This window comes from Streptomyces sp. S.PNR 29 (assembly GCF_030386795.1).
In the GTDB taxonomy this organism is placed as follows: Bacteria; Actinomycetota; Actinomycetes; order Streptomycetales; family Streptomycetaceae; genus Streptomyces.
In genome coordinates this window covers 1-12,615 of sequence record NZ_JANUQM010000002.1, presented here as the reverse complement: position 1 = coordinate 12,615, position 12,615 = coordinate 1, and the positions used below count along the sequence as shown (strand labels likewise).

Below are 12,615 nucleotides of genomic sequence, written 5' to 3'. Positions count from 1 at the left end.
TACACATTAGGTTCTGCGTGTTAAATAGACGTAACTCAACGATGCTCAGGACCGAACCGGTCCGGCTGGACGTCTTTTCGGGGAGCCCCGAGTGGATCGCTCTGTCCAACTCACCGCCCGTCCCGCGGAACGCACCGTGGCATCCGATCCCTCCGCCCCGGTGTCCTCCCTGCACGCCAGGGCCGCCCGGGTACTGGAGGACAACTGGACCGGCACCTCCACGGTCCCCTCGCGCAGCCTGTATCCGCACCAGTGGTCCTGGGACTCGGCGTTCATCGCGATCGGCGTCAGACACCTGTCGCCGCTGAGGGCGCAGACGGAGCTGGAGACGCTGCTGGACGCCCAGTGGGCCGACGGGCGCATTCCGCACATCGTCTTCAACCCCTCCGTGCCCCCCGACGCTTACTTCCCGAGCCCCGACTTCTGGCGCTCCTCGACCGCGGGGCGCGCTGCGGGCGCCCCGCGCACCGTACAGACCTCCGGGATCGTGCAGCCACCGGTGCACGCGCTGGCCGCGTGGCTGGTGCACTGCGCGGACCCGGGTCTGTCCCGGGCGCGCGGCTTCCTCGCCCGGATGCATCCCCGGCTGGCCGCCTGGCACCGGTATCTGCTGCACCGGCGGGACCTGGGCGGCGGCGGGCTGGTGTCCGTGGTGCACCCCTGGGAACAGGGTATGGACAACAGCCCCTGCTGGGACGCCCCGCTCTCCCGCGTCGCGCCCGCCCCGGCCCGCTCCTTCCGCCGCGCCGACCTCGACCACGGCGCCGCCGAGGACCGGCCGACCGACCTGGACTACGGGCGGTACGTGCGGCTGGCGGCGGACTACCGGGACGGAGGGTATGCCGACGGGCCCGGCGACTTCGTCGTGGAGGACCCGGCGTTCAACGCCCTGCTCATCGCCTCCGAGCACGCGCTGGCCCGGATCGCGCACGAGCTGGGCGCCGCGGGCACGGCCCGGCACGCCCGCGCGCAGCGGCTGACGGCGGCCCTCGTCGAGCGGCTGTGGGATCCGGCGGAGGGGATGTTCTTCTGCCGGGACGTCCGGGGCGGGGAGCTGATCGGCGAACGCGGCGTCTCCGGGATCGTCCCCCTGATGCTGCCCACGCTCCCCCGCGACCTCGCCGCCACCCTGGTCCGCACGCTGTGCGGGCCGCACTTCGGGCTCGGCGGCACGACCCGCCTCGTACCGAGCTACGACCTCCTCGGCGAGGCGTTCGACCCGCACCGGTACTGGCGGGGCCCGGCCTGGTTCAACACCGGCTGGCTGCTGGAGCGCGGCCTGAGGCTGCACGGCGAGCACGGCCGGGCGGACGCCCTGCGCAGGGCGGTCCTGGACACCGCAGGCACCTCCGACTTCGCGGAGTACGTCGACCCGTACACCCGCGAGGCCTGCGGCGCGACCGGCTTCAGCTGGACCGCCGCGCTCACGCTCGACCTGCTGCACGACCGGCCCGCACGGGACAAGAACGGCGTCAACGCGATCACGGCGGCCAAGGGAGGGGACCGGGAATGACGGACCGGCATCATCTGCTCGTGCACGGTGGGACGTTCGCCGTCGTGGGCGACCACGGGGACATCAGCGGTGTGCGGGCGGGCAGTTCCCCGGACGGGCTGTTCGTACGCGACGCCCGGCACCTCAGCCGGTGGCAGCTCACCGTCGACGGTGCCGTACCGGAGGCCCTGACCCCGGTCGCCGACGGGGACACCGCCCGCTGCGTGCTCGTACCGCGCGGCGGACGCCAGGAGCCGCCCGCGTACACGCTCTTCCGTGAACAGGCCGTCGGCGACGGCTCGTTCGTCGAGTCGCTGCGGGTGACCAGCAACCGCCCGGTGCCGACGACGGTCCGCCTCGCCCTCACCGTCGACGCCGACTTCACCGACCAGTTCGAGCTGCGCTCCGACCACCGCACCTACCCCAAGCCCGGCGCCACCCGCGCCCGCCAGGTCATGGACGACGGCGTGGAGTTCACCTACCGGCGTGGCGAGTGGCGCTCCTGTACGACCGTGACGGCCGAGCCCAAACCGGACGCCGTGGAGGAGACCGGCACCGGCGCCCGCCGCCTCGTATGGGCCCTGGAGCTCGCACCGCACGGCTCGGCCGAGCTGGTCCTGCGCGTGATGGCACGGCCGCACGGCGACAGGCGGGCGCTGCGGGTGCCGCGCTCCCCGGCCTCCGTGAACGAGCAACTCCTCGCCGAGGAAGGCCGGTTGGTGGAGGGCATCGCCTTCCCGACCGGCTGGCCGGAGCTCGCCGCGGCCTGCGCCCGGGGCCTCGCCGACCTGGCCGCGCTGCAGGTCCGGGCCACCGGACCGGACGGTGAGGAGCTGCGCGTCCCGGCGGGCGGCGCCCCCTGGTTCCTGACCCTGCTGGGCCGTGACGCGCTGCTGACGTCGTTGTTCGCCCTCCCCTACCGCCCCCGGCTCGCCGCCGCCACGCTGCCCGCGCTCGCCGCGACCCAGGCGACGGGCACCGGCTCGGGGGCGGTCGCCCAGCCCGGCAAGATCGTGCACGAGGTGCGGCACGGCGAGCTGGCCCACTTCGGGCAGGTGCCGTACGGCCGGTACTACGGCTCGGTCGACGCCACCCCGCTGTTCCTCGTCCTCCTCGGCGCGTACGTCGAGCAGACCGGCGACACGGCCCTGGCCCGCCGCCTGGAGCCCCACGCCCGCGCGGCCGTCGGCTGGATGCTGGACCACGGCGGGCTCACCTCGCGCGGCTACCTGGTCTACCGCGCCGACCAGGGCGGCCTCGCCAACCAGAACTGGAAGGACTCCCCCGGCGCCATCTGTTCGGCCGACGGCACCCGCCCGGGCGGCCCGGTGATGGCGGCGGGCGCCCAGGGGTACGCGTACGACGCGCTGCGCCGCACGGCGTGGGTGGCGCGCACGGTGTGGGCGGACGAGACCTACGCGGCTCTGCTGGAGCAGGCGGCCGGCGACCTCCGCGACCGCTTCCAGCGCGACTTCTGGATGGAGGACCGCTCCTTTCCGGCGCTCGCCCTGGACGGCCACGGCCGGCAGGTGGACGCGCTGGCCTCCGACGCCGGGCACCTGCTGTGGTCGGGGCTGCTGGACAAGGAGTACGGCGAGCTGGTCGGCCGGCGCCTGCTGGAGCCCGACTTCTTCTCCGGCTGGGGCGTACGCACGCTGGCGGCCGGGCAGCCCGCGTACCACCCCCTGTCGTACCACCGCGGTTCGGTGTGGCCGCACGACAACGCGCTGATCACGCTGGGCCTGGCCCGCTACGGGCTGCACGACGAGGCCCGCTCGGTCGCGCACGGCCTGGTCGACGCGGCGACGGCGACCGGCCACCGCCTGCCCGAGGTCCTCGCGGGCTACGGCCGCGACAACCACCCGGAGCCGGTGCCCTACCCGCACGCGTGCGTACGGGAGTCCAGGTCGGCGGCGGCTCCGCTGGCACTGCTCACGGCGGTCGGGGGCGCTTAGGCCCTGTCGTTTGCCGGGTGTTTGCCGAGCGCTGGTCCGGCGGGCTGAACGCACCTGGAGGACCGGCCGTACGGAACTGCGGCGGGCTCGATTCCCCCACGTCGAGTCCGCCGTCCAACGGGTTTCGTACGGAAGGACCTTCGGGTGCCTGTCTTCACGCGCTCACGTCAGCTGCCCGACTCGACCGACACGACGACCGACGGGGCGGCCGCCACCGGGGACGACAGCCCGGAAACCGAAGGGGCGTCCACCCGTCCTTCCCTCAAGGCCCGCCTCACCCACTGGCGCACCTGGCGCACCCGCCACCCGTTCGCCGCCCGCGCGCTCAGCTGGACGGCCACCGCCCTGGCCGCCGCCCTCGTCCTCGGCGCGCTCCTCCTGCCGAACGCCGTCTACGCCCTGCAGCCGAACCGGTTCACGCGCATCCCGGCCGAGGCGATCATCGGCGCCGTCGTGATGCTCGGCCTGCCGCGCCGGCCGCGGCTGGTGGCGGCGGTGCTGTACGGGGTCGGCCTCGCGCTGCTGACCCTGGTCAACCTGCTGGACATGGGCTTCAACGAGTACCTCGGCCGGGGTTTCAACGCCGCGCTCGACTGGGGACTGCTCGACGACGCCCAGTCGTACGTGGCGGACACCATGGGCGGGACCGTCGCGACCGCTGCCGCCGTCGGCGCGGTCGTCCTCGTCCTGCTCCTGATGGCCGTCATGGTCCTGGCGACGATCCGGCTGAGCGACCTCCTGGTCCGGCACCGGTCCCGGGCGACCCGGGGCACGCTGGTCGCCGGCACCGTCTGGATCAGCTGCACCGCCCTCGGCCTCCAGTTCGCCGGTATGCCGATCGCCTCCGACCGGGCCGCCGGGGCCCTGAAGATGCACGCCAAGCGGACCCTGGACTCCTACCGGGACGAGGCGGCGTTCGAGAAGGAGGCCAAGGCGGACACCTTCGGCAACACACCGGGCGACCAGCTACTGCCCGCCCTGCGCGGCAAGGACATGATCTTCACCTTCATCGAGAGCTACGGCCGCAGCGCCATCGAGGACCCGATCATGGCTCCCGGCGTCGGCCGGACGCTCGACACCCGCACGAAGGCCCTCGCGAAGGCGGGCTTCCACGCCAAGAGCGGCTGGCTGACCTCGGCGACGTACGGCGGCAGCAGCTGGCTCGGCCACTCCACCACCATGTCCGGCCTGTGGATCGACAACCAGCGCCGCTACCGCACCGTCACCGCCGGCGACCACCTCACCCTCACCAAGGCGTTCCAGAAGACCGGTGCCTGGGACACGGTCGGCGTCATGCCGGGTGTGCAGAAGGGCTGGCCGGAGGAGAAGTGGTACGGCCTCGACAAGGTCTACGACGCCTTCCACCTCGGCTACAAGGGACCGAAGTTCAGCTGGTCGACGATGCCGGACCAGTACGCGCTGGAGGCCTTCGAGCGCCAGGTGCACGGCAGGAAGCGCGACAAGCCGCTGATGTCGATGGTCATCCTGACCTCCAGCCACCAGCCCTGGGCGCCGATCCCGAAGACGGTCGGCTGGGACCAGCTGGGCGACGGATCGGTCTTCGGACCGATCCAGAAGGCCGGCAACAAGCCCGCGGACATCATCGCCGACACGACCAGGTCCCGCGAGGAGTACGGCAAGTCGATCCAGTACTCCGTCACCAGTCTCACCCAGTGGCTGGAGCGCTACGGCACCAAGGACACCGTTCTCGTCTTCCTGGGCGACCACCAGCCCATCGCCCGGGTCAGCGGCAACCACGCCAGCCGGGACGTGCCGGTGTCGATCGTCGCGAAGGACCCGAAGGTCCTGGACAGGATCGCCGGCTGGAACTGGACGGACGGCCTCAAGCCCGCCAAGGACGCCCCGGTGTGGAAGATGAGCTCCTTCCGCGACCGCTTCCTGACGGCCTACGGCTCCACCCCGCACCCCTCGAAGGGCTGATTCACCCTCCGGAGGTGTCCAGCTCCGCGTCCTCGCCGATCCCCGCGCAGTCGTACGGGTCCTTCAGCCAGCCGTCCGGCAGCACCACCCGGTTGTTGCCGGACGTACGGCCGCGGGGCCCGTCGGCGCCGGACGGCCACGGCTGGTCGAGGTCCAGTTCGTCCAGCCCCGAGCGGAGCTCCTCCAGCGAGGAGGTGATCGCGAGCCGCTTGCGCATCTCGGAGCCGACGGCGAAGCCCTTGAGATACCAGGCGACATGCTTACGAAAGTCGATCACTCCGCGGGCCTCGTCCCCGATCCACTCACCGAGCAGCGTGGCGTGCCGCACCATGACGTCGGCGACTTCGCGCAGGGTCGGCTTCCGGTAGTCGTCATGGCGCCCCTCGAAGGCGGCCACCAGGTCCGAGAAGAGCCACGGCCGCCCCAGGCACCCGCGCCCGACCACCACACCGTCGCAGCCGGTCTCCCGCACCATCCGCACCGCGTCCCCGGCCGACCAGATGTCACCGTTGCCGAGCACCGGGATCTCCGGGACGTGCTCCTTCAGCCGGGCGATGGCGTCCCAGTCGGCGGTGCCGCCGTAGTGCTGGGCGGCGGTGCGGCCGTGCAGGGCGATGGCGGTGACGCCCTCCTCGACGGCGATGCGCCCGGCGTCCAGATACGTGATGTGGTCGTCGTCGATGCCCTTGCGCATCTTCATCGTCACCGGCAGGTCCCCGGCGCCGCTCACGGCCTCGCGCAGGATCGCCCGCAGCAGGTTCCGCTTGTACGGCAGCGCGGAGCCGCCGCCCTTCCGTGTGACCTTCGGCACCGGGCAGCCGAAGTTCAGGTCGATGTGGTCGGCGAGGTCCTCCTCCGCGATCATGCGGACGGCCTTGCCGACGGTCGCGGGGTCGACGCCGTACAACTGGATGGACCGGGGCCGCTCGGTCGCGTCGAAGTGGATGAGCTGCATGGTCTTCTCGTTGCGCTCGACCAGCGCCCGGGTGGTGATCATCTCGCTCACGAACAGGCCCTTGCCCCCGCTGAACTCCCTACAGAGGGTGCGGAAGGGCGCGTTGGTGATCCCGGCCATGGGGGCCAGGACGACGGGCGGCTGGACGGTGTGCGGACCGATCTGCAGGGGCGTGGACATTCCTCCATTGTGCCGCGCAATGAGTTCGTAAAATTCATTAGTTAGACGCACTATCGAAATCGGCGTACCCTGGGCCGCATGCCCGAGCTCAGCCCCCGTCGACGCCTGCTCGTGCTCGCGATCTGCTGTATGAGCCTGCTGATCGTGAGCCTCGACGTCACGGCCCTGAACGTCGCCCTGCCCGCCATGCAACGCGGGCTCGACGCGTCGACGTCGGGCCTGCAGTGGACGATCGACGCCTACACGCTCGTCCTGGCCTCGCTGCTGATGCTCGCGGGCTCCACAGCCGACCGGATCGGCCGCAAGCGGGTCTTCATGGCGGGCCTGGTCGTCTTCACGACCGGCTCGGCCCTGTGCTCCCTGGCCCCGAACCTGGACGCGCTGATCGCCTTCCGCATGGTGCAGGCGGTGGGCGGCTCGATGCTCAACCCGGTCGCCATGTCGATCATCACCAACACCTTCACCGACCCGCGCGAGCGCGCGCGGGCGATCGGCGTGTGGGGCGCGGTGGTGGGCATCTCCATGGCCGCGGGCCCGCTGATGGGCGGCCTGCTGGTGGAGTCCGTCGGCTGGCGCTCGATCTTCTGGGTCAACCTTCCGGTGGGCCTCACCGCCCTCCTGCTGACCCTGCGCCACGTCCCCGAGTCCCGCGCCCCGCAGGCCCGCCGCCCCGACCCGGTCGGACAGGTCCTGGTGATAGCGCTGTTCGGCGCGCTGACATACGCGATCATCGAGGCGCCGAACTCGGGCCTCACCGCCGTCCTGCCCTTCGCCGGGGTCGCGCTGGCCGCGCTGCTCGGCCTGACGTGGTACGAGCCGCGCCGTACGGAACCCCTCATCGACCTGCGCTTCTTCCGCTCGGCTCCGTTCAGCGGGGCCACCGTGATCGCGATCAGCGCGTTCGCGGCACTCGGCGGTTTCCTCTTCCTGTCCACGCTGTACCTGCAGAACGTGCGCGGCCTGGACGCCCTCCACGCGGGCCTGTGGATGCTGCCCATGGCGGTGCCGACCTTCCTGTGCGCCCCGCTGTCCGGCCGTCTGGTCGGCAGCCGGGGCCCGCGCCTTCCGCTCCTGATCGCCGGTTCGGCCATGACGGCGAGCGGCATCCTCTTCGCCGCCTTCGAGGCCGAGACGTCGAACATCGCGCTCTTCCTCGGCTACGTCCTGTTCGGCATCGGCTTCGGCTTCGTCAACGCGCCCATCACCAACACCGCCGTCTCCGGCATGCCCCGCACCCAGGCCGGGGTCGCCGCCGCCGTCGCCTCCACCAGCCGCCAGCTCGGCCAGACCCTCGGCGTCGCGGTGATCGGCGCGGTGCTGGCGGCGGGCGTCGGCGCGTCGCCGTACCGGTCCGCCTTCGTCTCCGCCGCCCGCCCCGGCTGGTGGATCCTCGCCGGGTGCGGGCTCGCGGTGCTGCTCCTGGGCGCCCTGACGAACGGGCGGTGGGCCCGAGGCACGGCGGAGCGGACGGCTGCGCGGCTGGAGGGGGCGGAGCGGAACAGCGGCACGCCGGCTTCCACCACCCCGGCGCTGTAGTCCCGGGGGTCGCGCAGCCCGGCGCGACGGGGTACCCCCAGCGCCCACCCGGGCCGCCGAGGCGGCACGACTGCCCGCGGCCGAACGCACCCGCACCCGCCCACGGCGCGAAGGGGCCGTGCCGGGGGGTGTCCGCCCGCAGCGGCCGGCGTCCATCACCGCCCACCCTCCAGCCGACAGCCCCGCCGGACCGAGGACGGACACCCCCCGGCGCGGCCCCGACCCACCACCCGCCCGTAGGCGCAACGCGCACCCCCCACCGAACCCGCACAGGCCGCCGCAGGCATCCGCACTCCCACGCACCGCGCGAGCGTCAGTCAACGCCGCATCCGCACTCCCACGCACCGCGCGAGCGTCAGTCAACGCCCCAGCGCCGGCACAGCCTCCCGAAGCTGCGGCCAGCGCTTCATCACGGCCTCCTCCACGTGCGGCAGCGCCCGCTGCCCCGCCAGCGCGAGGGCGATCGCCGCCGCCACACCGACCCAGGCGAACGGGCCGAGAGGCGTGCAGCCGAAGGCATGGCTGGCCCCCGGGGTCTCCACCAGCGCGACGAGGGCGGCGGCGGAGCCCAGGACCGTGAGCCGGACCAGGGGGCTCTCGCGGCGGTCGGCCAGCGTCTGGGCGAGCTGCGTGCCGACCACCGCGCACAGCGCCATCGTCGTCGAACGACGCGCCGTGCCCGGCGTGAAACGGCCGAACAGCCAGGCCGCCGTCGCACCGAGGCAGGTCGTCAGCGCCCGGTGCCTGATCTGGCGGATCAGCGGCTCGCCGAGCACCGCCGTACCCAGCGGCTCCTCCGTACCGTCGCTCACCGCCCCCTCGCCGTCCGCCGTCTCCTCGGCCTCCTTCGGCGTCACCGCCACCGCCATCGCCGGGAACAGGTCGGTGAACAGGTTGACCAGCAGCATCTGACGGGTGGACAGCGGCGCCGCACCCGACAGGACGGTGCCGACGATGCCGAAGCCGACCTCGCCCGCGTTGCCGCCGATCAGGATGGCGATGGCGTCGGCGACGCTGTGCCACAGAGCCCGGCCCTCCCGGACCGCCTCGATGAGGACGAGCAGGTCGTCACCGGTGACGACCAGATCCGCGGCGTTCCGGGCGGCGGCCGAACCACGGGCGCTGATGCCGACGCCGATGTCGGCGGCGCGGATGGCGGCGGCGTCGTTGGCCCCGTCACCCACCATGCCGACCACCCGCCCGGCGTCCCGCAGGGACTCGACGACCTGGAGCTTCTGCTCGGGCGCGACCCGGGCCACGATGTCGGCGTCGCGCAGCATCCGGGACCGTGCCGACCGGTCCGCGGCGGCCAGTTCGTCACCGGTCACCACGGTCGCGTCCTCGGGCCAGCCCAGCTCGGCGGCGATGGCACGGGCGGTCTGCGGGTGGTCGCCGGTCAGCACCACGGGTCGTACGCCCGCCTCGCGCAGCCCGCTGACCAGGGCCGGGGACGTCTCACGCGAGACGTCGGCCAGCGCGAGCAGCCCGGTGAACCGCAGCCGCTCCAGGGGGCTCGCGAGGACGTCGGACGCCTCCTCACCGTCGCCCAGCGGGCGCGTGGCGACCGCGATGATGCGCAGCCCGTCGCGGGCCAGCGCGTGCGCCGTCTCGGAGGCGTGGGACGGCAGGTCGGCGCAGGCGGGCAGCACGGTCTCCGGGGCGCCCTTGACCACGAGGACGGGTGAGCCGTCCCCGGCGCGGCCGACGGCGGCGGCGTAGCCACGGGAGGTCTCGAACGGCAGCCCCTCGTCCTGCGTCCACTCCGGGTCGGCCCCGGCGGCGTCCAGGATCGCCTCGTCGGTGGCGTGGGTCGGACGGGCACCGTCACCGTTGAGCCGGGGGCACGCGCGCGCGGCGGCCCGCACCACACCGGCGGCGTCGGGTTCGCCGGCCCTGCGGACCGTGCCGTCCACGCCGGCCACCCGCACCAGGCGCAGCTGGTTCTCGGTGAGGGTGCCGGTCTTGTCGAAGCAGATGGTGTCCATGCGGCCCAGCGCCTCCAGCGTGCGCGGGGTGCGGACGAGGACGCCGCCCCGGCCGAGCCGGCGGGCGGCCGCCAGCTGCGCCACCGTCGCCACCAGCGGCAGTCCCTCGGGGACGGCGGCCACCGCCACCGCCACGCCGCCGCTCACCGCCTGCCGGATCGGCGCGCCGCGCAGCAGGGACAGGCCGGTCACGGCGGCGCCGCCCGCGAGCGTCAACGGCAGTGCCTTGCGGGTGAGCTCCTGCAGCCGGGCCTGGACGCCGGCGGCCGGCGGGGTGCGCGCGGCGAGGGAGACGGCCCGGGCGGCCTCGGTGTGCTCGCCGGTGTCGACGACGACGGCCTGGGCGCGCCCGGCGACGACGGTCGTGCCCTCGAAGACCATGCAGTGCCGTTCGGCGACGGGGGCGGACGGCGTGGGGTCCGTGCACTTGTCCACCGGCAGGGACTCGCCGGTCAGCGCGGACTCGTCGACCTCCAGGCCGTCCTCCCACAGCAGGCGGGCGTCGGCGGGCACGACGTCGTCCGCCTTGAGCTCGATGATGTCGCCGGTGTCCAGTTTGGCGGCGTCCACGACGTGTGCCTCGGCCGACGCGTCCGGCCCGGCCTCGTCGGCGACCCGGGCCTTCTGCTTCTGCCCCGCGAGCAGTCCGGCCAGCGCCCGCTCGGCACGCAACCGTTGCAGGCCGCCGACCAGGGCGTTGAGGTCGAGTGCGCCGACGACCAGCAGGGCGTCCACGGCGGACCCGAGGATCGCCTCGGCGGCCGACCCGACGGCCAGGACCGGCGTGAGGGGATCGTCCAGTTCGCCGCGTACGGCCCGCGCCAGTTGCAGGGTCCAGCGTGCCGGGGAGAGCGCGGGCAGCTCGCCGGCCTTCTCGGCCAGCGCCCGCATCCGCGCCCTCGCCTGCTCGACGGTGCTCGGCTCCGGCTCGTGGGCGTGCTCGTACTCCAGCCGTTCCCGTACGTCCGCCGGGTCCAGGGCGTGCCAGGCCACCCGCGGCCGGGGGTGCGGTGCGCGGGCCAGCGCCACGCCGACGGCCGCGCGCGCCCCGCTCAGCAGGGCCGCCGCCGCGCTCACGTCGACCGGCATGTGCCGCAGCCCGGGCAGCGGCGACGCGCCGCCCTGCCGCTCGCCGACGGCCACGAGCAGTCCGGACAGCGCGGCGCCGGACCGGGCCAGGACCTGCGACCGGCGCCCGACCTTGCGGGCCGCCGGCACCGCCCGCAGCAGCCGCCACACGTCGGCCAGGCCGTGCGGGGCGAGGACGTCGGCGCCCCAGGCCACCGGGCAGCCCCCGTCGGCGAGGGCGACCGCCACGTCGCCGCCGAGGAGCCCGGCCAGCACCTCGTCGTCGTCGGGCCCCGGGCGGACGACGGTGACGACGCCGCCCTCCTCGCGGAGTTGGCGTACCACGTCGCTCAACGGCCGCTTCGCGCTGACGACCTGGTCGGCGAGGCCGGTGAAGTCGGCGAGCGCCGGGTCCTCCACCATCACGACGCGCAGACCGGCGCGCCGTGCCGCGTCGAGGACGGACTCGGTCCAGGGGTCGGCGCCCGCGCCCGGTGTGCGCAGGGCGCTGGGGTGCAGCACGACGGTGCCGGCCATCTCCAGCTGCCGCAGCCGGTCCGGGTCGCGGACCAGCACGCCCGTGCGGGACAGGGCGCCGCTGAGGACGGCGTGGAAGGCGGCGGGCCCGTACCGGGCGGCCTTGGGCGAGCCCGCGAGCACCGCCTCCGCGGCCTCGGCGACCTCGTGCTTGACGAGCAGGGTCGCCACCGCCCCGATCACGCTGCCTGCGGAGGCGTGGGCGGCGTACTCGTGGGCCGGGGACGTGCGCAGGGGCGGGCGCTGGGACGGGTCCGCGGGCAGGCTGCCCCGGTCCGGCAGGCACAGCTCGTCGTGCACCACCTCGAACGTCGCCGTCCGGGCCACCGCCTCCGCCAGCTGGCAGGCGCGCAGTGCCCCGTCGAGCACCAGTGAGGTCGGGCTCTGGCCCGCGCCGTGGACGGCCGCGTTGGCGATGGCCAGCACGCGCTCCCTGCGAGCGGTACCGAGCCGGGCGCGCAGCCAGGCCCGGAAGGTCGGGTTCTCCCGCAGCATCGTCGCCACGGCGGTCACCAGCCGCGGCGAGGGCGGCAGCCGCAGCGCGGACGCGGTCATGGCCGCCCCGATGCCCACCACGTCGGCCGCGAGGGTCGTCGCGGCGGTGCGCACCGAGGCCGGGTCGCCGGGGTGCGCGAGTTCCTCCACCAGGTCGTCCTCGCGGACCAGCCCGTGCCGTTCGGCGAGTTCGGTCGCCCGCTCGACCACCCGGTCGCTGAGCGCTTCCTCGGTCGCGGTCACCACCAGCCGGGACAGCCCGTGGTCCCAGTACGCGAGGGCCACATCCGGGTGCTCGGCCAGGGCCGCCGCCACCCGTCGTGCCGCGTGCTCCGTCCCGCCCGCCCGCCGTACTTTCTCGGCCACGGCCGGCCGCAGCGCGAGGTGCGCCCGCGGCCCCGCCCGCCAGTGACGGGGGCGGCCGGGCAGCGCCGACCGGGCGACCCGTGCCGCCCGCGCAGCGAAGTCCGC

Annotated in this window: 6 protein-coding genes; 4 read left to right on the top strand and 2 right to left on the bottom strand. The window is 74.2% G+C overall.

The genetic code is table 11. The features are described from left to right. Positions 1 to 91: 91 nt before the first annotated feature. The 3 genes from NW895_RS04720 to NW895_RS04710 all read left to right on the top strand — a co-directional run bounded on the left by NW895_RS04720 (position 92) and on the right by NW895_RS04710 (position 5,388). Positions 92 to 1,513, top strand: a complete 1,422-nt coding sequence (locus tag NW895_RS04720; protein WP_289933970.1) for a hypothetical protein — start codon at positions 92 to 94, stop codon at positions 1,511 to 1,513. After that, on the top strand, positions 1,510 to 3,447 hold the full coding sequence (locus NW895_RS04715; RefSeq protein WP_289933968.1) for a glycogen debranching N-terminal domain-containing protein: 1,938 nt from the start codon (positions 1,510 to 1,512) through the stop codon (positions 3,445 to 3,447). The genes NW895_RS04720 and NW895_RS04715 overlap by 4 nt, the downstream gene beginning before the upstream one ends. A gap of 144 nt (positions 3,448 to 3,591) precedes the next feature. Further along, complete coding sequence (locus NW895_RS04710) at positions 3,592 to 5,388, top strand: sulfatase-like hydrolase/transferase (RefSeq protein ID WP_289933967.1); 1,797 nt, start codon at positions 3,592 to 3,594, stop codon at positions 5,386 to 5,388. 1 nt (position 5,389) lies between these two features. Here NW895_RS04710 and dusB read toward each other — a convergent pair whose 3' ends face one another. Continuing rightward, a complete protein-coding gene (gene dusB / locus NW895_RS04705) occupies positions 5,390 to 6,523 on the bottom strand; it encodes a tRNA dihydrouridine synthase DusB (RefSeq protein WP_289933966.1) in 1,134 nt (377 codons plus the stop codon). A gap of 78 nt (positions 6,524 to 6,601) precedes the next feature. Between dusB and NW895_RS04700 the strand changes: the two genes are divergently transcribed. Then, entirely contained in the window at positions 6,602 to 8,059 is a 1,458-nt protein-coding gene (locus NW895_RS04700; protein ID WP_289933964.1) for an MFS transporter, read from the top strand. 359 nt (positions 8,060 to 8,418) lie between these two features. Here NW895_RS04700 and NW895_RS04695 read toward each other — a convergent pair. Beyond that, the coding region (locus NW895_RS04695) for a cation-translocating P-type ATPase (protein WP_289933963.1) at positions 8,419 to 12,615 on the bottom strand (4,197 nt) is incomplete at its 5' end.